The following is a 20,685-nucleotide window of genomic DNA, read 5'->3' on the forward strand; positions in this document are numbered from 1 at the left end:
TACAGCACTACGCAATTCAGGATTAGCGCCTATGCGTCAGCCCTCGAGCTGGCGCCCACGCCAGGTCCAACCACGTCCGGTGGTCGTCTTCCAAATACTGGCGGGCACGATGGCCGCAATCAGCAACGCCCCAAGCCAACTCAACCACCAGAATTTGATCGGTGTGCCAAAGCGCCAGGCACTCCACAGACGGATCGCCAAGACCAGGGCGATGGAGCAGCCCACAGCCCAAATCGCCATTTGCTCAATCGGACCGCCAAGCCATCCCTGCAGCAACAGAGCAACGGCGCTGAACCAGGGAGCGGCAAACAGCAGCAACACCACAGCGACACTGCCAACGGCTTTGAACCAATTGCGATCAACCCCCAGAAACCAGTTTTTGGTCCAGCCTTCCCACAGCGCTGCCAAGGAGCGATACATCTGCAGGTCGACAAGATCAACGCCAAGCAGATACCGCAGACTCAGGCCGGCCTGCTTGACCGCTCGGGCCAGGGCCAGATCTTCGACCACCTCAGCGGCAACAGCGCGATGGCCTCCAATCGCCCGATAGCTGGAATGGCGAAAGAGCATGAAGGGACCAGCCGCAAACGCCGTTGGATCGTTGGGGTCGTTGCTGCGCCGAATCGGAAAACCCAAGCCCAACAGGGTGGCCACAATCGGCTGCACCAACCATTCCGCAAGACAACTGCACTGCAGCCGGGGAGCCAGGGTCAACAGATCGCTGCTTTGACTGCAGGCCTCTTGAAGGGCAGCCTCAATCACCCCGGGCTGCAGGCGCACATCGGCATCGAGAAACAGCAACCATTGCCGCGCTGCCGTCCCATCGGGCCAGGGCAACTCCGAACCGATGGTTGCTGGCCAATTCTTGCCGGACCAGCGCTCACCACTCGGGCGCGCTCCGGCCTGCACAATCCGCCAGTGGAGATCAGAACGGCTGCAGCTCGTGCGGCACAGCTCAGCTAAGGCCTGGGTGTCATCGCTTGAGGCGTCATCAATCACGACGAGTTCGATCGGCCAGTCCGGCGGGCAGGCCGCAACGATCGCCCCAAGGCATCCCTCGATGTTGTCGTGCTCGTTGTACGCGGGCACGAGAATCCGCAGCCACCCGCAGTCTTCGGGGCACTGCTGCGAATCCGTCTTGGTCAGCCTTGGGGCACGGCCCAGTTGCAGCTCCAAAGCCAGCAGGAGTACAAGCAAGCAGAGACAGCTCGTAGCCGCCAGATCCAGGATCAGCGACATAGGGCGGCACGCAGGATGCGTCGATGCAGCTCCACCGTCGAGCGGATCGAGGCGATCACCCTGCTCGCCGGAGGACCATCCAAGCTGCTGCGCCAGAGCGTCAAGCACTCCTCAGCAGTCCGGCCGCGCTGGCGCAAGTCCAAGGCCTCAGACTGGAGTTGATCAGCGCAGGCCTGGACCTTGGGGTCGTAGCTCAGGGCGCTGACCGGAGCACCGGAGAGGGCCGCCAGAATCAAGGCATGCAGGCGCATCGCCAGAACCAGACCAGAGGAGCGAAACACGGCCATCGCCTCCCTGGGATGGCTCGCGCTGAGTTGGCGACTGCGCCTCGATAAGCTCTCGGGCATCAACCCCTCCCGGCGGAATTGCTCCAACAGATCAGCGTCCTGGTTGCGATGGAAAGGAAGCCACAACACCTCGCGGTCTGCCTCTGTGGATAACTGGTCCAGGGCCTGGAGATAAGGACTCCAATCACTGCCCTGGAGCAAGGGCGTTGGCCGCCAGCAGACCACGATTGGTCCACCACGGCCGAGCCACTGCTGCTGCGGCAACATCCAAACCGCATCCGCAGCGTGCTCGCCGTCGCACCCCAGACGGCGAGCCAAGGTCGCCGATTCAGGATCACGCCAACTCACGGCAGTCGTCATCTGGAGCAGCAGACGCACCAGGGCCCGCGTTCGCTTGCGTTGAAGTGGACCGAGTCCCTGGGCCCAGAGCACCACCGCCTTGCCCTGGAATCGGGCGGCGGTAATCAAGCTGGCGTAGTAGATCAGGCTTTTAAAACTGGTGCTGTCCTGCAGCAGGCTTCCGCCGCCCAAGACCAGGGCATCGCAGGCTCTCAAACAGGAAAGAACGGCCTTGAGGTCACGGCGCTGCACCGTCTCGACGCCGTGCAACTGCCGCACCTGGTCCTGGTCAAACGCGGTGACGACAGGCGTCCAAGCTTCAGGCAGCTCCCCAAGGACAGCCTGCAACAAGGCGTCATCGCCAAGGTTGTGTTCGCCGTAGTAGCCGCAGAGCAGAACGGACTGAGGCACACCACTGCATAGCGCGATCACCAGCTTCGCATCGCCTGAAGGACTAGGCGGCTGCGATCAGGCGCTGCCTCAGCAGCGGTAATTCTTGGTCAATCCGTTCACGGGCGTGATCCAGGGAGGTGCAGGTCCCGAGGGACAGACCGCTTCGGTGCTGAATCGCGTAGCAACGGGTGTGATCGGCTTGATCCATCAGAGCAATCCGGCAGCCCCGATGGATCCAGGCTGGTGACGGCTGCGACTCCACCTTCAAGCACCGCTTGTCTAAGCCAATAGAACGTTTCCGCGGGTAGGGATCAAGCGATCCCCTGGAAGAAAGTTCAAAGATTGGGCAGGAGTGCCGCGAGTTTGGTGCGGAAGTCACCCTTGGGCATCCCGCCTTTGAGTTCACCGTGGATCATGAACTCACCGTCGGGGTCTTCCACCACGAGGTAGGTCGGCCAGCCCATTCCTTCCTTGTTGGGATACTGCGCAAGCAGGACCTTTCTGTATCTGCGATAGGTCTCGGTGTCCTGCAACATCACGCTGACAAAGATGCACCCCAGTTCTTCAGCAACCTTGCCGTCGTAGTGGCTCATCCGATGGCAGGTGCCGCAATCCTCGGAACTGAACTTGAGGACTGTGGTTGCCATGGCGAGGACTGCAGTGCCGGCAACTTAATGGCACTGATCGAGGCTGATGTCGCCGAGGAAACAAAGATCGAGAAGACGTTGCAGTGCAGCCGCCCGCGACGGAAGACCCCACTGTTCCTTCAGGGCATCCAAGCGAGCCAGGTGAACTCGGCGAAGATCGCAGCTGACCTTGATGCGCTCATCACCCAGAAAAGGAAGGCTTTGCATCTCCCAGGCCTATCGCTGTCGCAACGATGCCCGCGATCAAGGCGATGTCAACGAACGGCGGGGATGGTCAGGTAGGCCGGAGCAAAGCTGCAGGCCAAGGCGAGTTGCCGCAGCGGTAGGCCAAAGACCGTGCTGACGAAATCGATGGCAACGCGCGAGAGCAACGGAACACCGCTTGTGCCGCAATTGTAAAGAGACGTGAAGCAGCTCTCAGCTTGCAGGGTGTCAGGTCAGCAATCGGCCGGGGCCCCTTCAGCGATCGAGCTTGTCAGCCAGCGCCCTGGCCTCTTGGGCAAGTTGACGCTTCAGCAGCACGCGATCAGTCACGTCCCGCTGGACCGAGACCCAGTGGGTGTACCAGCCCGAGGAATCGGCCAGGGGCGCCACCTTGAGCTCAATCCAACAGGTGGATTGATCGCGGCGGTAGTTGATGACCTCCATGGACGCTGGCTTCCACTGATCCATCGCCGCCCGTAGTGCAGAGGTGCTCTCCTTCGAAGTCTCCAGACCCTGAAAGAGCCTCGGACTCTTGCCGAGAACCTCGTGAAGCGCGTACCCAGTCTGATCCAGTAGCGATTGGTTGGCGTAAACGATGACAGGACCCGGGGCATCCAAGGGTTCAGCCAAGGTCACCAAGACGGCATCTTGCGCCGTGTCCAGGACCCCCTCGAGCAAACGGCGGTAGGCGTCTTCGTTGGTTTCCTCGGGGGCCGCATCGAGTCGTTGCGCCCGGCGCCGGAGGATGCCAACGCCAAAGCCAGAGTCACAGGCAAACAGACGGAGGCGGGTGGCCAGCTCAACCCCCGTTGGATGGGGCAGAGGCAGCACATGGTCCCGCGGCCCCTCAGCTAAACGCCGGTGTTCCTGGACGATGAGATCAGACAACTGCGGCCAGCACTCGCCAATCGCGCGGCCGCACCACTCCTGGGAGTGGTGGCCCAAGCGCTGTTGAGCCGTGCGGTCGACGTGGGAAATCTGGCCATTGGCCCCGCAGAGCACCAAGCCATCTCCGGGCTCCAGCAGGAAAAAAGGCTGCATGGGGCTGACCCTAAAGAGCCGGCCCGTACCGATGCTGGAAGCAGTGGCCGATGTTCATGAGCGCGACCCCCTATTTCGAGGCCATCTCCGTTGAGGCCTGGCTTGGTGCCAGGCGAGTGTTCAACGATCTGACCCTGAGCTTGCAACCAGGGGAACCCACGGTGCTTCTGGGACCCAATGGTGCGGGCAAAAGCGCCTTGATCAAGTTGATCAATCGTCAGCTCTACCCCGTGGTGAAGCCGGGCTCTGAGCTGAAGCTGTTTGGCAGCAGCACCGTCAACCTCTGGGATCTGAGGCAACGCATCGGCCTGGTCTCCAGTGACCTGCAGAGCGGCTACATCCCAACGGTGCCAGCGGAAGACGTTGTTCTCTCCGGCCTCTTTGGCTCAGTCGGGCTAGGCCGTCCCCAACGCCCAACACAGCAGCAACGGGCAGAAGCACTGAACCAGCTCGAGCAGCTTGGATTGGCTGATCTCCGTGGTCAGGCCTTCGGTCATTGCTCGGATGGGCAGCGGCGGCGCTTGCTACTCGCCCGCGCATTGATTCATCAACCCGAGGTGCTGGTCCTCGATGAACCGATCAATGGCCTGGACTTCAAGGCCAAGCACCAACTCCTCAACAGCCTGCGGCAACTCAGCAGGACAGGAACCACGTTGCTGCTGGTGACGCATCAACTGGAGGCCGTGATCCCTGAGGTCCAACGCGCTGTCCTGATCAAACGCGGGCAAATCGTGGCCGATGGTCCTGCCGCGGCACTGCTGACGAGCGCAAGTCTCAGTGCGTGCTTTGACACCCCGATCACTGTTTTGGAGGAAGGGGGCTGGCGCCAAGCCGTACCCCGAAACAGCGAGGCATAAAAAACAGCCCAGGCAGGGCTGTGTGAGGAGGCTTCAGCGCCATCGAAGCGAAGCCAGTGGCAACGGGCGATGGGTAGATCGACTCAGCTGTCCGATTGGATCGCGGTCGAGACGTCCTTGAGGGGAATCAATGGATGGCCCCAAGGGCCTGTGCCAAGCAGTGGCGGCGCGCCGGCTGACGGGGAGAGCGCGGGGCCCGCTTGATAGGCCGCCTCAACCCAGGCCAGCAGCAGCGGACCCAGCACCCCTCCATTGGCCTGCTGACCGGGGCGCAGATTGAAATGATCGCCCCCTTTCGCCAAAACCAATTGGTGCCCGAAGGGCACGGCCTGGCGCATCGGTGTGATTGCCTCGGGGTCAGGTGGCACAACCCAGTCATGGGTGCCACTCACGACCAGAAGACGTGCACTGGCGTTGCGCAGTTGCGGAACCGAAAACAGCAGTGACATGGGCGGCGAGACGGCCACGGCTGCAACGACCCGCGGATCGCGAAGGGCGGCCTGATCCACGCCATCGAGCCAGCTGCACTGCAGGGTCCAGCTCAGATTGCGCTGTGGATCACTGGTTTGCGGGCATCGCTTCTTGAGCGTTGTCGCCTGGGGCACCAGACCCGCCTGCTGCAACGCCGTCGTCGCGCCCCAGGAGTGACCAATGACAACCACAGCGTTGGCGTTGACCCCAGTCACGCCGCTGAGTTGACCAGCAGCCACCGCATCTGTCACCGCGCTGAGATCGCGAAAGCGCAGGGCCAGCTCAATGGGCTTCGGGGGAGGAACCGCTCCCTTCAGCATCAGGGCCTGCTCCTTGTTATCACTGCCGGGGTGGCGGGGCAGGGCCACGGTGTAGCCCCTGGAGGCCAGCAAAGCCCCCCAGGACGCGAAGTTCTTGGGACTATCCCAGAGGCCATGGGAGATCAACACCAATCGCCCATTGCCCCCTTGCGAGGGTTCAACGAGCACCACCTCCAAGGGCCGTGTGCGATGGGGCACCGCAAGACGCACCTGCCGTTGTCGTACCGCTGGAGATGACGACGGTGCAGGAGCCGTTGGCAGCAGATCAGGTGGGGTCTGGGCGAAGAAGCTGTTGGCCTGGACGCGTTGGGCCAACATGCGCCCCAGGATTGCTTTGACCTGGCCGAGGTTGAAGCGCACCCGCTGGCCAGGAAGGGCCTCGATTAATTCGACCAGGGTGGGCTCACCACCAGTGGCGTTCACCCTCGCCCGATCCAACGCCTGACGAAAGGTTTGCCCCGTCAGATCGGGATCTCGCCCCTCGATCGTGCCGAGGGATGAGACCACCAAAAATGCTTGCTCGAGCAGAGGTGAGCCAACGGACCCATCGGCTAAGCGAATCATCGAGATCGGAATCGGTCGCTGAAGCACCTGCATCAGCAGCTGACTCACCGCTCCGTCCGAGGCCCGATCCAATTCCGCCAGGTCGCTCCGGCCCGCCATGAGGGCACTGGGACTTTTCAGTTCGCTGACCTTGACGCTGAAGCTGGAGCGCAACAGAGGGACTTCAATCAGAACCTCCTCAATGGCGCGGGCCGGCGCCGTCCAGAGAGGGACAGCGGCGGCGGCAAGAAGCGCAAGGCTGAGCCGCTGCAACCAGTGGAAACTCGACACAGGCATGGCCCCGTTGCTCTGACCATCATCCGTGCATGACCCAAGTGCAGGTGGCTCTGGCCGTTCTCGAGCACAACGGCAGCTGGTTACTGCAGCTGCGGGATGACATTGCAGGCATCGTCGCTCCCGGCTGCTGGGGTCTCTTTGGCGGGCACCTTGAGCCCGGAGAAGGCCCCGAGGAAGCGCTGCGCCGGGAACTCTGGGAGGAAATTCGACTGGAGATCGGCACGCCGGATCTTTGGTATGTCTCAAGCCAACCGGGAAAGATCAGACATGTCTTTCGTGCCCGCCTCGAGACGCCACTCCCGGCCCTGGAGCTGATGGAGGGTCAGGATCTCGCTCTCTTCTGCCCTAACGCCTTGCTATCCGGCGGGGCCTTCAGCCCAAAACTGAAGCAAACGCGGCCCCTCGCTGAGTCGACCCGCGAAGCACTGAGCCGCTATCAAACCGAGGAGAGCTCTTCGATGCGGTAGTAGCTGCGCTCATCGGAACAACAGACATCGGCGTAGTAGCGCTCAAGGACGTCGTAGGCCGCGTCATAGCTCTCGAATTCCTGACCAGCGAGCGGATCGCTGGTCGATGGATTGGCGGACTCCTCATCCAGAACGATGCGGAACACGGCCCGGCTCGGTTTCAGCTGCTCGAGCAATGCGCCGTAGGTCAGTCCCTCGCCAAAGGCGCGCATCAAGGGATTGAGACCCATCGTTTGGCGCTCGGGATGCAACTTGCTGACGGGCACCAACCAGAAGGACCACTCGGCCGGATCCAGCGGAGTGGTTTGCCCTGAGAACAGGGCGAAGACCAAGGTGTTCGCCGCCGTGAGGGGAATGCGGAACTGGATGGGATTGGGCTCGTGTTGCTCGGGCGCGCTGTAAAAAGCCGCCGTGGTGATCGACAGCTGCCATTCCTCCATCGGCAGGACCAAGGATTGGAGATCGGCGCTGGGCCGACCTGGTCCCGGGTCGAGCCCCAGCCCCTTCAGCAGCAACCAATGGCAGCTGGCGTCGCGGATCTCATCGGCCAGAAGGTTGGGGGTATTCCACTGCAAAAAGGCAGCCAGTTCAGACATCAAACGAACGCCTCCACTCCAGCTCCTGCTGACCGGATTCAAGCTCGCCTTCCTGGGGAAACCCAGCCAAAAAGTCCTTATCGGCGAGCGGTTGATAAGGACCTTGCTTCAGTTCAAAAATCACCGAATCGGGGGCGAGGGCCACGAGCGAGTGAAAGAGGCCCTCGTCGAGCTGAAGGCCGCGAACGGGACCTGCTGCATCGAGTCGCTCCTGACGCAGGCATGTTCCGTTGGCATCGAACAACAGCACCCCGATCGAGCCCTGAAGCACCACAAAACACTCAAACCCCTCCCCCGTACCTGGGCGGCAATGGCGATGGGGCCGGACGTAGGTACCGGGCTGCATGACATTCAAGAAGCGCTGCACCAGATCGCTTTCCTGATGCAGGTTGAAGTTCATCCGCAGGCGCTCACTGGCTCGCGCCCGTAGAGCCACCGCATCAAAAAGGTCTTGATCAATGAGCTGGAGCCCAGGGGAGGTCATCGACGAAGCAAAGCGCAGGGCAGCAGGTAGCGAGTCACACCGACAGGCCAGTGGATCTCAGCGACTGTTGTGGGAGATGAGATGCGGCCATGCCCGATTGGACTCGACCACTGATCGCCGTCAGTCTGACCAGCTTCAGCGTCGGCCTGTTCACCGCCCTCGGCGGCTGAGCTGAGTTCAGCTCAGCGCCTTCAGCAGCAGCGAGCACCCCATCACCAGGCAGAGCAGTTCAAAGGCACGCTTCACCAGCGCTGCCCCCTGACGAAGGCCGACATGGGCCCCCAAATAGCCACCAGCCAGTGAGCCGATCAGCAGCATCGGCAACCAACTCCAGGCAATCTGCCCTTGGACACCGAGGGTCAGGGCCCCCGTCCCATTCCAAAACAGGCCGACCAAGATCAGCGTATGGGCGACGGCCTTGCCGTAGTCCAGTCCGAACCAGCGCACCAGCCAGAGGGTGACGAACAGGCCCGTCCCCGAGGTCAAGGAGCCATTCAGGAAGCCGATGGCGAAGAGCACCAATGCCCCTAGGGCCAATCGCTCTGTTGTCCAGCTCTGGCCGCCAGAGGAAGCACCGAGCTGAGGGCGACAGGCTGAATACACCCCTAGGGCGATGGTCAGAAGACCCAAGAGAAGAGTGGAGAGTTGGGGCGGTAGCGCCAGAACCGTGCGGGCCCCGAGCCAGACCCCTGGGAGTCCACTGAGCAGGATCAACGCCGAGAGCCGTGCATTCAGGCTGCTCTCTTGCGCATGGCGCAGGCTGGCGCCAACCCCCAGGGAGACGCTGGCGACCTTATGGGTCGCCAAGGCCACTGGGAAGGGAAGGCCCATCAGGATCAAGGCGGGCAGCTGAACCAGTCCAGCCCCGCCTCCAGCCAACGCCGAGAGGGCATTGGAGAGCAGGGCCACCGCCAGCAGCCCCAGTTGCATCCCAATCTCCGTGATGCTCAAGGCCTGCTCCGAAATCGGCGCGAGAAGGCCGCGCTGAGGGTGTTAGCCCAGGGCAGCGGCAGGTAGTGGGCCAAGGCCGCGATCAGACGATTCAAGCGTCCGGGGACCACAACGACCTGGCGGCCCTGGAGGGCGCGCTCGGTCCAGCGCACCAGCTGATCAACGGACATCCAGAACACCCCCGGCAGACGCTGCATGCGTTGCTCGACCCCCAGGACGGCGTGGAATTCGGTGTGGACGTAGCCCGGACAGAGGGCCATGACCCGAATCCCAGAGCCACTGTTCTCAGCCGCGAGGGACTGGGACAAGCGGATCAGGTAGGCCTTCACGGCGCTGTAGAGCGTGCTGCCGGGCAGTCCCGGAATCAGGCCCGCCAGAGAGGCGATGTTCAGGATCGTTCCCTGCTGACGCCGCTGCATCTCTGGCAACACCAGCCGCGTGAGCTCCGTCGGGACCTCCACCATCAACCGCAGCATCGACTCCAGCTGCATCCAAGAGGACGCCTCGAAGCTTCCCCGCAGCCCAAAGCCCGCGTTATTGACCAGCGTCTCGACCCAGAGTCCATTCGCCGCCAGTCGCCCCAACAACTGATCGACGGCCCGCGGTTGATTGAGATCCAACGCCACCGGTACAACCCTCGCAGCGGCGGATTGCGCCAGCTCGGCAGCCAGCTCGTCCAGACGGTCCTGACGACGCGCCACCAGCACCAACACCTCTGAGTGCTGCGCGAAGGATCGAGCCAACGCTGCACCAATGCCACTGGAGGCGCCAGTGATCACGGTGCAGGGGCGGAACGTGGAATCAGACAGCGGAGCGACAGCCGCTCCGGAATCAACGGTGACGGAGAGCCGCTCAGCGAGTTGCAAGCAGGCATCCATCTCCTGCCAAAGAAGCTCGCGCCGATCGGACGAGACCGAGAACGAACGGTGATGGAGATCCCTGCCGACGTAGCGGAGGGCATCAACCACCCTGCGGCGATCCCCTGGGGTGAGCGCATCAAGCGACCAAGACGCATCCCTCGCTGTTGTCACGCCCATTGAGCAGGAGGACCTACTCGTACATCCAATCGAAGGACTCAGGGTTCGAGGCAGACCAGGACTCCACCTGGGTGGAAGCGGGCTTGAACAGGAGGCGCACAAGGAGGCTGAGCTCCAGCCCCAAGGCCAAGCTCAGCGCCAGAAGGCCACCGGCTGCCACGAGCGCCTGGGGGTGCGCCACCACGGAAAAGGCTTGCTCCATCACCAAATCACCTCAATCTCCACTCCATCCCTAGCCACGGCCGTCTCAAGGGGGACTAGCGCCGCGCCAAAAAGGGGCTTAAGGTTGGCTTTAGGTTTGAGTTCAGGGAGTGAACGAGAACAATCCCGTCCTGCAGTCCATGCGTCAGGAACTGCACGAGCTCAAGCTCCGTTACGGCAACTCACCCACGGATTTCAACCGCTACCAGCTGGTGCGCCACGAACAGCGCCTAGCCCAGTGGGTCCCGAATGAAAAAATCGGCGCCTGACGACAGGCATGGAGCCTCAAGCGATTCACCTCGGCCCTGGCGCCGACCTTCGCAAAAGCCTTGAAGAGCTAGCCCAGCAGCAGCAGGCAGAAGGATTTGTACTGAGCATTGTCGGCAACCTGAGCAGGGTCGCTTTTGCTTGCCCCGGCAGTGACCAACCGACTGTGCTGACGGGAGAGCTCGAAATCATCAGCCTGCAGGGGATGATCTCCCCTCAGGGTGTGCACCTGCACCTGAGCTTCTCCGATGGCGAGTGCCAGGTTTGGGGCGGACATCTCGAGCACGGCAGTGAAGTGCTCAAAGGTGCCGATTTATTGGTGGGTCTGCTGAAGCAAGCCGCCCCCACGCGCTCTCCTTCCTCCATTGCTCAACCGCGAATCCGGCTTGCTGTTGCCGAGGGATGCCCCTGGTCGAACCGCGCGATGCGCATGCTGCGCAGCCTGGGAATTCCGTTCGAGCTGGCCCCACCGGAGGCGGGCTCACTGCCCCAGATCTGGATTGAGGGGGCGATGATCGGCGGGTACGAGGACCTGGCCGATTGGCACGGCCAAGGAAAACTTGATCGCTTCCGCACGGGCTTCTGAGACCAATACCTGGCAGCTCCGAACGGGGGCCCAGTGTCAATTGGTCATCGGACGCTTCCCCCCGTTTTCGTACAACGCTTCGAGTGGTGGGGGCCCCGTCCTCCAATCCCCTGCCGATCAACAGGGGCGCCTCGCACTGAAGGTGCCCATGGCAGGGCTGACCATCCCCCCTTTGGACTGCCAAACAGCCCGGCTCTTGGGCCTTCCGCTGCCCCCAGGGATCAGCGTTCAGATCCAGCCAGAACAGCTCGAGGGCGAGCTGGACCCGAGCAGCGGCGCCCTGAGCCTGCGCTTCCGATCTCGCTTTCGCTTCACCCTGGGACCTGCCCGTCAACCCGTCTACCAAGCCTCAGATCTCGTCGTGGACACCGCACTGACCAGCGGGTCCATCGAGGGGCTGCGGCACCGCCGTCAAGGGCGACCCCTCGACCAGGACGGCAGGGGGCAACTGGTGGGGGTCGCCAGCATCGCCCCCTGCCAGGACGCATGGCTCAATGCCTTTCTTGGCCTGCCTGATGAAGCGCTGGCCGTCATGGAGATCCAGCTCCTGAGGGCATGACGCGGGATCTCAAGGCGGCGCTGCTGATCCCGCTGGCTCTGCTGGCATTGGCTTGGCTGCAGGAGGGAATCGATCAACTGCTCTTTCGCGGGCAGTGGAACTTGCCGATGCTTCCCGGTGGTCCGGCCTTGGGGATCCTGACAGCCCCCTTCAGCCACGGCGGTTGGGGACATCTCCTCGCCAATAGCGGCTTGTTTCTTCCCCTCTCCTGGCTGGTCTGCTTCAAGAGCAAGTGGGACTATTTGGCCGTCTGGGCCGCTGTGTTGTTCACGGCTATTCCGGTCTGGCTGTGGTGGCCCAATGGCGCCCACGGCCTCTCAGGTGTGGTCTATGGATTACTGGGTTACCTGTTGTTGATTGGCTGGCTGGAGCGCAGACCATTGACCATGCTTCTGTCGCTGGCGGTCCTGCTGATCTATGGCGGAATTCTCCCCAGTCTTTTGCCGTTCTTCACCCCAGCTGGGGTGAGCTGGATCGGCCATGCCAGCGGCTTCGCAGGGGGGCTGCTCGCCGCTGCGGTGGTCTCGCGATCAAGACCATGACTCATCTCATCCCTCGAGCAGGCTTTGGCAAACCGCTGGGTGCGCTCCTGATCAGCCTCGCCATGGCCCTTGGCGCTTCGGCCCAGCCCTGGGCACCCGGCATGGAACCCCCACCGGTGCTGGAAGCCGCATCCGCCAAAGATGCCCTGAAGCTCGAGGCGTCCCGACAAGCCAGCCAACGCCAGGCCTATCTCCGGGAGGCCCATGAGCTGCTCCACCGCCATTGGGGCACCAAGGTCAAGCCACAACTGCTCTTCGCGGGCGATCGCGCCGATGGTTGCGGGGTGAAGGAGGTGCGCCATCCCATGGCCTTCTATTGCCCCCCCAGCAAACAAATCGCCATGGCCCTGGAACTGCGCAAGAGCGTCAGAGCAGCCAAGGGCCAGAGCGATGCTGCCCTGCTCTTGCTGGATCTGGCCGTCTTGGCCCATGAGTGGGGCCATCACGTCAACCGAGAAAAGGGGCTCGGCCCCTTCAGTGGCGGCATGGGGCTCACCGTCAAACAGGAGGAACTCGCTGCCGACTGGCGAACCGGAGTCTTTCTCGGCTGGCTGTTGAACGTCGGCGCACTCCAGGTGGACGACTTCTCCAATACGGCGAATCTGCTCTTTGAGATGGGCGACTACGAGCGCATCTCAAGGCAGCACCACGGCTATCCCAAGGATCGCTTTCAGGCCCTGACCCGGGGGTTGAGCAGCCAGCTCCAACCGGGGCAGTCGGTGGGGAACTGGACCGTTGACACCAACGAAACCTTCAGCCGGCCACTCCCCGGGAAGCCAGGGGATTCCCTGCTGGGGGCACGGCGCTATGAGGTGCGGCGTTTCGAAATTGAGCGGGGCCAGCAGATCGCGACGAATCTGATCGGGGGGCTTCTCGGTGCGGCCAGCTGCGTCTGGGGCAGTCAGGACCAGTGCGTTGGGATGGCGATGCAACAGGGCAAGGGGCGAGCCCTGGGCAGCTACACCAAACGCGAACTCACCCTCTGGTGCAACAGCGGCAGTTTTGATGTCAGTGCTGATGACTTCGACCCCCAACCCATCGGACGGGACGGCAAGGGGCAGGCCCAGGTGCTGGCGGCGAGGGACTGCTGAGCGTCAGCTGAACTCAAAGAGCAGCTCCAGAGTCAGCTTCTCCGCCAAGGCTGAGTCGATCGCGCGCAGATGACCGATGGCCGTCGGTCGATCGGAGCTGGGCAGCGCCCTGAGGTCCGCGACCGCGAGTTCCAAACAACGTCGATCGAGCTCGAGATTCACGCAGGGAATGCAGCGAACGGATCGAACCGTGGGCTCTCACTGGCATCCAGCGCTGGGGGCCAGATCCCGAGCTATCCCCCTCAGCCTTGCAAGGACTTGAGCTCTTCGTCCTGGCGGTGCTGCAGCCAGGCCTGCTGCAGATCGACGCGGGTAATGCGATAGCCCAGGAGACGGGCCTGCAGCAAGAGACCGTTGTCATCGCGGCAGCGCCGCAGCAGGTGACGCAAGTGCGGACGGGTCTCCGCATCGACGACCAAGCGCTCAAGTTCTTGCCAGCTCATGAGGCTTGAGTGGGTTCCAAACCATCGCAAAGCCAAAGCCCAGAAGCCAGGCATCGGCAGCGAGTCTCGCGAGCCTCCTGAGGCTCAACTGCAGCGGCTCTGTCGCCAGAACCCCTTTGAGGCTGCCGTGGTTCAAGCCCCAGCCCCGACCTTGATGGGCACATGAGACTGCTCCGTTTTGCAACGAGCTGTGTCATGCCCTTTCCCAGGGCGCCAGGGATCCCTTAACAACGACTCAAGCCGCCAGCGGGCGATGGGCTTCTTCGTTCAACTCACTGAAGCCATCGCAGAGCGTCAGTCCCTGCTGATGACGGGACTCGACCCGAACCCCGAGATGTTGCAGAGCTGGGCTCTGCGCCGGGGGATGGGCAACCGTTCCTTCCTGAGTCAGGCCAGGCACTGGATTAAGGCGGTGGTGGAGGAAACCAGTCCCCACGTCTGTGCGATCAAGGCCAGCCTCGGCTTCTACCAAGCCCTGGGCCCACTCGGACTGGAGTTGCTGCTGGAGGTGCGCGATCTGGTGCCGCGCGATCTCCCCCTGATCATCGACGCCAAACACGGCGATCTGAATTCTTCAACGGCCCTCGCCCACTACCTGTTCAAAGACCTGGGCGTCGATGCGGTCACCCTCTCTCCCCTGGCGGGTCAGGACATCGCCGCTCCGTTTTTGCTGTATCGAGACAAGGCAGTCGTCATCACCTGCCGCAGCTCCAACCCGGCTGCCAAACGAATCCAGTACCACCCCAACGACAGCGATCCCCTATTCCTGCAGATCGTGCGGGAGAGCCAACTTTGGGGCACCCCAGACCAGGTCCTACTGGAGGTGGGAACCAGTGACCCCAAGGTCCTCTCTCGGGTCAGACAGGCCGCACCCGAGCGCGTGCTGATGCTGCGTTCGATCTGGAGCGAAGAAGAACGGGTCGATGGACTGCTGGAGGCCGGCCTGAGCAACTCAGCGGATGGCCTACTGATTCCCATGCCCCAAAACCTGCTGGTTGAAGACGACTTAGCGGAGCAGGCCGAAGCACTCAAAGGTCGCATCAACCGCAGGCGAACCAGCTGGATGGAGCAGCACCGCTCCGAACAAGCCGAGACCTGCGAGCTCTGGCTGGCCAATCAAGCGTCCGAGCAAACCAGCTCTGATCCGATGGCGGAGCTCATCGTTGAGCTCTTTGACATCGGCTGCCTGTTGTTTGGGGAATACGTCCAGGCCTCAGGAGCCGTCTTCAACTACTACATCGACCTGCGGCAGATCATCTCCGATCCGAACCTGTTCCATCGGGTGCTCCATGGCTACGCGCAACTGATGGACGGCCTGGAGTTCGATCGCATCGCGGGCATTCCCTATGGAGCCCTACCCACGGCAACCGGGCTGGCTTTGCAGTTGCACAAGCCCCTGATCTACCCAAGAAAGGAAGTCAAGGCCCATGGGGCCAGGCGCCTGATCGAAGGGGATTTCCAGGAGGGAGACCGCGTGATCGTGATCGATGACATCTTGATCAGTGGCGGCAGTGTGCTCGAGGGCATTGCCAAGCTGGAGCGCTCCGGTTTGCAGGTCAACGACGTCGTGGTCTTTATCGATCACGGCGGTCAGCGCGATCAAAGTGCCCGCGAGCGACTGAAGGCCAAGGGCTATGACTTCCATGCTGTGCTGGACATCCAGCGCATCACCAAGGCCCTGCTGGATGCTGGTCGTCTCACGGCCGAGCAAGCCAAGGTGCTGGGATAGGGGGAGATGCGATGAGGCGGGTGACCAGGCTCCTGAGGACAACGGCCGGTCTGATCGCCCTGGGAGCTCTGTTGGTGAGTTGTGGCCCCGCAGCCCGTCAATCGCCACCAAAGAACCAACCTCAACCAGCGGCTTCGGACGAACAGCAGCGTCAACGCCAGGAGCAAGAGCTGCAGCTGCAGACGCTCACGGATGAGGCAGAGGATCTGTTCAACCGCGGCGAAAACGATCTGGCCTGTGAACGGGTGCGCCAGGCCCAGGAACTCCAGTCGACGCTCGATGTCGAATTCATTGATCCCCTGGGGGAGCAGGCCAAGGCCTGCATCGAGCTCTGACGTTGAGCAGCTCCACCAACGCCATGGTCCTGGCGCGGGGCCTCAGCAAGACCTACCGGATTGCCGAGAAACAACCGGGACTGCAGGGCACCATTCGTCACCTGCTGCGACGCCGCTACCGGGACCTTGATGCCGTTAAGGCCATCAGCTTTGGGATCCAGGAAGGAGAGATGGTGGGGTTCCTTGGTCCGAATGGGGCGGGGAAAACCACGACCTTAAAAATGCTCAGCGGGCTGATTCACCCCAGTGCTGGTGAGCTGCGGGTCGCCGGAGCCATCCCGCAACGGCGGCAGCCTGGCTTCCTGCAGGACATCACCCTGGTGATGGGGAACAAGCAACAGCTGATCTGGGACCTACCTCCTTGGGATTCGATTCGGGTCAATGCTGCGGTCTATGGCATCCCCGAACGGGAGATGAAGCGCCGGGTCACTGAACTGGCGGATCTCTTGGAGTTGGGGGAGGAACTGCATCGCCCCGTGCGAAAGCTGTCGCTCGGTCAGCGCATGAAAGCCGAACTGCTGGCGTCCTTGCTGCACCAGCCCCGGGTGCTGTTTTTGGATGAACCCACCTTGGGTTTGGATGTCACGGCCCAGGGGAGGGTTCGCGACTTCCTCGCCACCTACAACCAGCGCACTGGGGCAACCATCCTGCTGACGAGCCATTACATGGGGGACATCACGGCCCTCTGCGAGCGGGTCCTGCTGATCCACGAGGGGGCGTTGTTCCATGACGGCCCCTTGGATGCCCTGACCAGCAAACTCAGCCCCCATCGCCAGGTCCGACTGGAGCTGCATCAGCCCCAGCCGCGCGAGGCCTTTGAAGCGTTCGGAACCGTCGAGTCCCATCAGGACCATCAGGTTCAACTGCTGGTGCCACGGGATCAGCTGACGGATTCGGTAGCCGCGCTTCTCAGTCGCTTTGAGGTCCTGGACCTTGAAGTGAATGATCCGCCGATCGAGGAGCTGATGCGCAGCCTCTTCCAACAGGCAGGACGGAACTAAGCGTGCGCTCGCCCCGTGCGTCACTACGGATCGCCCGGACGCTGCTGAGCACCCAATACGCCTACATGCTGGAGTACCGCGCCGAGATCGCTCTCTGGGCCCTCTCCGGTGTTCTGCCACTGATCATGCTTGGGGTCTGGCAAAACAGCGGTGCGGCCAGTCAGGCGGGCTGGAGTCCCGCACAACTGCGGCATTACTTCGTGGCGGCGTTCATCGTCCGCCAGTTCAGCGTGGTCTGGCTGATCCATGTCTTTGAAGAGGACGTGGTCAGCGGCAAGTTGTCGCCATTTCTGCTGCAACCGCTCCAACCCCTGTGGCGTTACTTCGCGGCACACCTTGCGGAACAGGCCACACGCATCCCCTTTGTGGCCCTCATGCTCCTGGCGTTGAGTGCGGTCGATCCAGGGTTGCTCTGGAGGCCGAGTCTTCAGGAACTGCTACTTGGCCTCATGGCCCTGTGGGGCGCGTTCGTCCTGCGGTTTTTGCTGCAAACCCTCAGCAGCATGCTCTGTTTTTGGAGTGAGCGCGCTGCGGCTTTGGATCGCCTCCTGGTGATTCCCTATCTCTTCCTCTCGGGGCTGGTGGCACCACTCGACACCTTTCCGCCTGCCGTGCAGCGCTTCGCCCTCGCCACACCCTTTCCAGCGATGGTCGACTTCCCGGCACGGCTGCTTTCAGGGCTACCGGTGGACCTGGGCGCTGGGTACTTGAGCCTGCTGATCTGGTGTCTGATCCTCAGCCCCCTCTGTTACTGGGGCTGGCAGAGGGGGCTGAGGCGCTACGGAGCCATGGGCGCATGAGACGCTCCAAAACCCTGGCGATGCTGCTGCAGTTCTGGCGCAGCTCATTGGAGTCCGAGAGCGAGTACCAGCTCAACCTTGTTCTGGAGTGCCTCTCTGTTTTCGGAAATCTGGCCGGAAGCCTCTTTGTGCTGTCACTGCTGTTTTCTGGGCAGTCCACCCTTGGGGGCTGGACTTGGAATGAAGCGCTCATCGTCCTCGGGCTTTACACGCTGCTCGATGGCTTCACGAGCTGCCTGCTCCAGCCGAACCTCAGCAAGATCGTGAACCACGTTCAGCAGGGCACCCTGGATTTCGTGCTGCTGAAACCGGTGGACTCGCAGCTCTGGCTGTCCCTGCGTTGCTTCTCCCCCTGGGGCGCTCCAGGTTTGCTGGCTGGTTGCGTCCTGGTGGTCCTGGGCTTACCCGAAATCCGCCCTCAGTCCTTGCTCTTGGGTGGACTCTTGCTGGCCAGTGGTGCTGCGATTCTCTACAGCCTCTGGTTCTCACTCGCAGCCCTCTCGATTTGGTTCGTGAAGGTCTGGAATGCCACTGAAGTTCTCCGCTACACGCTCGTGGCGGGGCGCTATCCGGTGAGTGCCTACCCACCGGCTCTGCGGCTGGTGTTCGTGTTTGTGCTGCCGGTGGCCTTCATGACCACCGTTCCCTCCCAGGCCCTTTTGGGTCAGGGGTCCTGGCACTGGGCCCTGGGATCAGTGCTGATGGCCGCGGGGAGCCTGATCGCCAGTCGCCTCTTCTGGCAATTTGCGCTCCGTCACTACACGTCAGCCAGCAGCTGAGTCCAGACCCAGCCTTGCACTGGATACACAGTCTGTGTAGGATTGCCGGGAGGTCCAGGTCAGAGATTGGCCAGCGAACGCCACCAAGTCATCCTGAGCGAGGCCGCGGCGCACTGGGTTCGCGGCTTCTCAAAGGAGCAGCGCCACTCGATCTCAAAGGCCATCGCCATCCTTGTCGATGAGGCGATCGAGCGTCGTGCAGGCCCCGGCCTCGATGAGACCCCAGACACGGACTTCCGCCAGTTCCTTCGCGAAAAGTTCTCGATGGACTTCGAGATTTGGTCCCATTCCAAGCGCGGGTAGGACGTACACAGATGTCCCCATCCATGACTCCCTTCTTCCAGTCTGGAATCAGCCTTGAAACCTCAATCCAGCTCAGCACCTGGCTGGATGCTCGCTTTGGGGCGACGACGGATGAGCAGACGGCGAGCGATCGCCTGGGACGACAGGCCGGGTTGCTTGTCGCCCATGACCTGGTCACGGCTCAATACGCAACCAATGGGATGGCCGATGTCTTTGCGGCGATGCATAGCTGTATCGACGACTGGCTGGAGACGTCTCCCGTTCCGCCAGGGGAACGCCGGCCGATCAAGCGCCGTGCGGTTCGCGCGGGGGTGATCCAGTGCTGGACATCACTGGCCGAGATGCGGCCGGATGAGCCCTGCTACCAGGAGCTGATGGAACAAACCTGTGCAGCGGTCATGGTGGCTGAATTGGCGGAGGATCAACCGAGCGCCTGAGACCTAGTCAACGAAGCGTTTGTAGAGCCAGCGCACAAAACCACCGATCAAGGGGACAGGGGCAAACGTTGGGCCGACAAAGTCGAAATAGTCGCGGTGATCAACGATCAGACCCTGGTCATTGAGCCGCAGTCGCGTCGCGCCCGGATACACGAACTCAATGCCCTTGATCTTCAGCCCCATCGTCCATTCGACAAAAGCGGTTTGGCCGCTCAGGGCGACGGCGTGCGGAGCCAGGTAGACATCATCGCAACGGTTCACCAGGCCATCCTGGGCATCGAGGTAGGCCTGAAGTCCGTCGCGGGACTGGGTGGGATCCTCAAAATGCACATCCGGTGCATACACCGCTTTCCATTGCCCATGGCTCGGGGCCGGTGCGCCATAGGGCTTGGTGAACAGCTGACGCAGGGACTGCTCCGTCAGTGGGAGCTGGAATCCGGAGGAAGAAGCAGTCACAGCTCAAGGAGCGGGTGCGCTCATCCTGGCTTCCTGGGAGGAGCGCTGCGGGGATGCAACTGCAGGTAGCGATCGACAGGCAGGGGTTGGAGTTGTTCGTAGCCAACCGGAAGCCAAAGATCCCCCTGCTGGGCGTTGTAGTGAATCTCCCAGTGATACAGGCCCACCAAGGCCTGGGGATCCTCCTTAATCAAGGAGGCATAGAGGAGAACAGCCTCGCCGTAGAGATCGCTGTTGTTGTAGCCCCAGAGACCACGGCGAATGTTCTTGAGACCGCCGCGGCGCACGAGATAACGGGCCGCTGCCTGAATCGCATCATGGGGATTACGGATGTCCCCTCGGCCGATGCCTGGCTCCGCCCAGGTGGTTGGCAAGAACTGCATCGGGCCCTGGGCATTGGCAATGGAGACGCCGTCAATGCGTCCCATCCCGGTCTCCACCAAGTTGACCGCCGCGAGCACCTCCCACTCGATCCCTGTCGCGGCTTCGGCCTTGCGGTAGTGGGCGAGTAACTGGGGCAGGGGTTCGGGGGGAATAATCCGCCAGGCCGGCACCTGGGCAGGGCGGCGTTTGCTCATCGCCAGAAACGCACGTCTCGCCGCCAGGTGCCGTTCGGCCACGGAACGCCAACGGGTTGGGAGTTGATCCAGGACCGCCTGACTGCGCTGTCGATCAAGCGAGAGAACCCGATAGATCACCTGCTGTTGATGGGCCAAATCCGGGAGTTGGTCCGCTGGCGTCTGCGGATCGCGCAACTGGCTCTCAAGCGCAGCCAGTCGACGCGCGGTCTCGCTTGCAGCACGCGGAACCGTTGGGTAACTGCGGGGTTGCCGCCGCGGCGCGGCGGCGGGAGCAGCATTGCTTTGGGCCTCGTTGGGGGAGGCACAGGCCACCAGTCCTGCCAGGGCTGCAGCAAGAACCAAGCCAACGGATCGGGTCATGGATTCAGGGCCGCTGCGCCCATGCCTACAGCAGACTGCAGC

General features: G+C 62.3%; 30 protein-coding genes. 14 read left to right on the forward strand and 16 right to left on the reverse strand.

Translation table 11 applies throughout. The annotated features are described in order from the left end of the window. Nucleotides 1-36 precede the first annotated feature (36 nt). The 6 genes from QZ184_RS01250 to QZ184_RS01275 form a co-directional block, all read right to left on the reverse strand. Entirely contained in the window at nt 37-1,239 is a 1,203-nt protein-coding gene (locus QZ184_RS01250) for a glycosyltransferase family 2 protein (protein WP_296415124.1), read from the reverse strand. Beyond that, entirely contained in the window at nt 1,230-2,276 is a 1,047-nt protein-coding gene (csaB, locus tag QZ184_RS01255; protein WP_296417782.1) for a polysaccharide pyruvyl transferase CsaB, read from the reverse strand. Before csaB ends, QZ184_RS01250 begins: the two co-directional genes overlap by 10 nt. A 43-nt stretch (nt 2,277-2,319) precedes the next feature. After that, on the reverse strand, nt 2,320-2,466 hold the full coding sequence (locus QZ184_RS01260) for a hypothetical protein (protein WP_247478564.1): 147 nt from the start codon (nt 2,464-2,466) through the stop codon (nt 2,320-2,322). 127 nt (nt 2,467-2,593) lie between these two features. Beyond that, complete coding sequence (locus QZ184_RS01265) at nt 2,594-2,905, reverse strand: thioredoxin family protein (protein ID WP_296417783.1); 312 nt, start codon at nt 2,903-2,905, stop codon at nt 2,594-2,596. 24 nt (nt 2,906-2,929) lie between these two features. Then, nucleotides 2,930-3,112 (reverse strand): hypothetical protein, encoded by a 183-nt coding sequence (locus QZ184_RS01270; protein ID WP_247478567.1) that lies wholly within the window; start codon nt 3,110-3,112, stop codon nt 2,930-2,932. A gap of 252 nt (nt 3,113-3,364) precedes the next feature. Further along, on the reverse strand, nt 3,365-4,150 hold the full coding sequence (locus tag QZ184_RS01275; RefSeq protein WP_296417785.1) for a PAS domain-containing protein: 786 nt from the start codon (nt 4,148-4,150) through the stop codon (nt 3,365-3,367). Between the two features lie 50 nt (nt 4,151-4,200). Here QZ184_RS01275 and QZ184_RS01280 point away from each other — a divergent pair, with 50 nt between their 5' ends. Continuing rightward, nucleotides 4,201-5,007 (forward strand): ATP-binding cassette domain-containing protein, encoded by an 807-nt coding sequence (locus QZ184_RS01280; RefSeq protein WP_296417789.1) that lies wholly within the window; start codon nt 4,201-4,203, stop codon nt 5,005-5,007. 83 nt (nt 5,008-5,090) lie between these two features. On the opposite strand, the gene QZ184_RS01285 is transcribed toward QZ184_RS01280, so the two are convergent. Next, the gene (locus tag QZ184_RS01285) at nt 5,091-6,638 is read right to left on the reverse strand and encodes an alpha/beta fold hydrolase (protein ID WP_296417791.1); all 1,548 of its coding nucleotides are present in this window, start codon (nt 6,636-6,638) and stop codon (nt 5,091-5,093) included. Between the two features lie 29 nt (nt 6,639-6,667). Between QZ184_RS01285 and QZ184_RS01290 the strand changes: the two genes are divergently transcribed. Further along, complete coding sequence (locus tag QZ184_RS01290) at nt 6,668-7,105, forward strand: NUDIX domain-containing protein (RefSeq protein WP_296415132.1); 438 nt, start codon at nt 6,668-6,670, stop codon at nt 7,103-7,105. Here QZ184_RS01290 and QZ184_RS11410 read toward each other — a convergent pair. The 5 genes from QZ184_RS11410 to QZ184_RS01315 all read right to left on the reverse strand — a co-directional run bounded on the left by QZ184_RS11410 (nt 7,075) and on the right by QZ184_RS01315 (nt 10,375). After that, the gene (locus tag QZ184_RS11410; RefSeq protein WP_363155534.1) at nt 7,075-7,701 is read right to left on the reverse strand and encodes a hypothetical protein; all 627 of its coding nucleotides are present in this window, start codon (nt 7,699-7,701) and stop codon (nt 7,075-7,077) included. The two genes, QZ184_RS01290 and QZ184_RS11410, sit on opposite strands and share 31 nt — an antisense overlap. Beyond that, a complete protein-coding gene (locus QZ184_RS01300; RefSeq protein WP_010317187.1) occupies nt 7,694-8,185 on the reverse strand; it encodes a WbuC family cupin fold metalloprotein in 492 nt (163 codons plus the stop codon). The genes QZ184_RS11410 and QZ184_RS01300 overlap by 8 nt, the downstream gene beginning before the upstream one ends. A gap of 177 nt (nt 8,186-8,362) precedes the next feature. Then, nucleotides 8,363-9,115 carry a sulfite exporter TauE/SafE family protein gene (locus QZ184_RS01305; RefSeq protein WP_296417814.1) on the reverse strand — a complete coding sequence of 251 codons (753 nt, stop codon included), beginning with the start codon at nt 9,113-9,115 and terminating at the stop codon, nt 8,363-8,365. A 17-nt stretch (nt 9,116-9,132) separates the two neighbouring features. Further along, a complete protein-coding gene (locus tag QZ184_RS01310; RefSeq protein ID WP_296417792.1) occupies nt 9,133-10,104 on the reverse strand; it encodes an SDR family oxidoreductase in 972 nt (323 codons plus the stop codon). A gap of 82 nt (nt 10,105-10,186) precedes the next feature. Next, nucleotides 10,187-10,375 carry a hypothetical protein gene (locus QZ184_RS01315; protein ID WP_010317193.1) on the reverse strand — a complete coding sequence of 63 codons (189 nt, stop codon included), beginning with the start codon at nt 10,373-10,375 and terminating at the stop codon, nt 10,187-10,189. Between the two features lie 109 nt (nt 10,376-10,484). Between QZ184_RS01315 and QZ184_RS01320 the strand changes: the two genes are divergently transcribed. From QZ184_RS01320 to QZ184_RS01340, 5 genes are all read left to right on the forward strand, one after another. Beyond that, on the forward strand, nt 10,485-10,643 hold the full coding sequence (locus QZ184_RS01320) for a hypothetical protein (RefSeq protein ID WP_010317195.1): 159 nt from the start codon (nt 10,485-10,487) through the stop codon (nt 10,641-10,643). An 8-nt stretch (nt 10,644-10,651) separates the two neighbouring features. Next, nucleotides 10,652-11,227, forward strand: coding sequence for a DUF296 domain-containing protein (locus QZ184_RS01325; protein WP_296417796.1), 576 nt, complete (start codon nt 10,652-10,654; stop codon nt 11,225-11,227). Nucleotides 11,228-11,375: 148 nt separating this feature from the next. After that, complete coding sequence (locus QZ184_RS01330; RefSeq protein WP_232197301.1) at nt 11,376-11,786, forward strand: hypothetical protein; 411 nt, start codon at nt 11,376-11,378, stop codon at nt 11,784-11,786. Continuing rightward, nucleotides 11,783-12,328 carry a rhomboid family intramembrane serine protease gene (locus QZ184_RS01335; RefSeq protein WP_010317198.1) on the forward strand — a complete coding sequence of 182 codons (546 nt, stop codon included), beginning with the start codon at nt 11,783-11,785 and terminating at the stop codon, nt 12,326-12,328. Before QZ184_RS01330 ends, QZ184_RS01335 begins: the two co-directional genes overlap by 4 nt. Then, nucleotides 12,325-13,419 (forward strand): zinc peptidase, encoded by a 1,095-nt coding sequence (locus tag QZ184_RS01340; protein ID WP_296417799.1) that lies wholly within the window; start codon nt 12,325-12,327, stop codon nt 13,417-13,419. Before QZ184_RS01335 ends, QZ184_RS01340 begins: the two co-directional genes overlap by 4 nt. 3 nt (nt 13,420-13,422) lie before the next feature. Here QZ184_RS01340 and QZ184_RS01345 read toward each other — a convergent pair whose 3' ends face one another. Next, a complete protein-coding gene (locus QZ184_RS01345; RefSeq protein ID WP_010317200.1) occupies nt 13,423-13,581 on the reverse strand; it encodes a hypothetical protein in 159 nt (52 codons plus the stop codon). Nucleotides 13,582-13,661: 80 nt separating this feature from the next. After that, nucleotides 13,662-13,862, reverse strand: a complete 201-nt coding sequence (locus tag QZ184_RS01350) for a Nif11-like leader peptide family natural product precursor (RefSeq protein ID WP_010317201.1) — start codon at nt 13,860-13,862, stop codon at nt 13,662-13,664. 253 nt (nt 13,863-14,115) lie between these two features. Here QZ184_RS01350 and QZ184_RS01355 point away from each other — a divergent pair, with 253 nt between their 5' ends. The 7 genes from QZ184_RS01355 (at nt 14,116) to QZ184_RS01385 (ending at nt 19,246) form a co-directional block, all read left to right on the forward strand. Beyond that, the gene (locus tag QZ184_RS01355; RefSeq protein WP_296415143.1) at nt 14,116-15,591 is read left to right on the forward strand and encodes a bifunctional orotidine-5'-phosphate decarboxylase/orotate phosphoribosyltransferase; all 1,476 of its coding nucleotides are present in this window, start codon (nt 14,116-14,118) and stop codon (nt 15,589-15,591) included. Nucleotides 15,592-15,611: 20 nt separating this feature from the next. Further along, nucleotides 15,612-15,926, forward strand: coding sequence for a hypothetical protein (locus QZ184_RS01360; RefSeq protein WP_247478621.1), 315 nt, complete (start codon nt 15,612-15,614; stop codon nt 15,924-15,926). A 23-nt stretch (nt 15,927-15,949) separates the two neighbouring features. After that, complete coding sequence (locus QZ184_RS01365) at nt 15,950-16,927, forward strand: ATP-binding cassette domain-containing protein (protein ID WP_296415181.1); 978 nt, start codon at nt 15,950-15,952, stop codon at nt 16,925-16,927. Between the two features lie 65 nt (nt 16,928-16,992). Continuing rightward, nucleotides 16,993-17,727, forward strand: coding sequence for an ABC-2 family transporter protein (locus QZ184_RS01370; protein WP_296417815.1), 735 nt, complete (start codon nt 16,993-16,995; stop codon nt 17,725-17,727). After that, nucleotides 17,724-18,506, forward strand: a complete 783-nt coding sequence (locus tag QZ184_RS01375; protein ID WP_010317210.1) for an ABC-2 family transporter protein — start codon at nt 17,724-17,726, stop codon at nt 18,504-18,506. The genes QZ184_RS01370 and QZ184_RS01375 overlap by 4 nt, the downstream gene beginning before the upstream one ends. Nucleotides 18,507-18,572: 66 nt before the next feature. After that, on the forward strand, nt 18,573-18,809 hold the full coding sequence (locus tag QZ184_RS01380; RefSeq protein ID WP_296417803.1) for a hypothetical protein: 237 nt from the start codon (nt 18,573-18,575) through the stop codon (nt 18,807-18,809). A 23-nt stretch (nt 18,810-18,832) separates the two neighbouring features. Next, nucleotides 18,833-19,246 carry a hypothetical protein gene (locus QZ184_RS01385; RefSeq protein ID WP_029626323.1) on the forward strand — a complete coding sequence of 138 codons (414 nt, stop codon included), beginning with the start codon at nt 18,833-18,835 and terminating at the stop codon, nt 19,244-19,246. Nucleotides 19,247-19,249: 3 nt separating this feature from the next. Here the strand turns inward: QZ184_RS01385 and QZ184_RS01390 are convergent, their stop codons facing one another. Together QZ184_RS01390 and QZ184_RS01395 are read right to left on the reverse strand one after the other, a co-directional pair. Continuing rightward, the gene (locus tag QZ184_RS01390; protein ID WP_010317215.1) at nt 19,250-19,702 is read right to left on the reverse strand and encodes a nuclear transport factor 2 family protein; all 453 of its coding nucleotides are present in this window, start codon (nt 19,700-19,702) and stop codon (nt 19,250-19,252) included. Nucleotides 19,703-19,722: 20 nt separating this feature from the next. After that, nucleotides 19,723-20,643, reverse strand: a complete 921-nt coding sequence (locus QZ184_RS01395; RefSeq protein ID WP_296415148.1) for a transglycosylase SLT domain-containing protein — start codon at nt 20,641-20,643, stop codon at nt 19,723-19,725. Nucleotides 20,644-20,685 lie beyond the last annotated feature (42 nt).

It is taken from the genome of Vulcanococcus sp. DEBay_Sum22DG08_74 (assembly GCF_017852955.1).
Taxonomy (GTDB): Bacteria; Cyanobacteriota; Cyanobacteriia; order PCC-6307; family Cyanobiaceae; genus Vulcanococcus.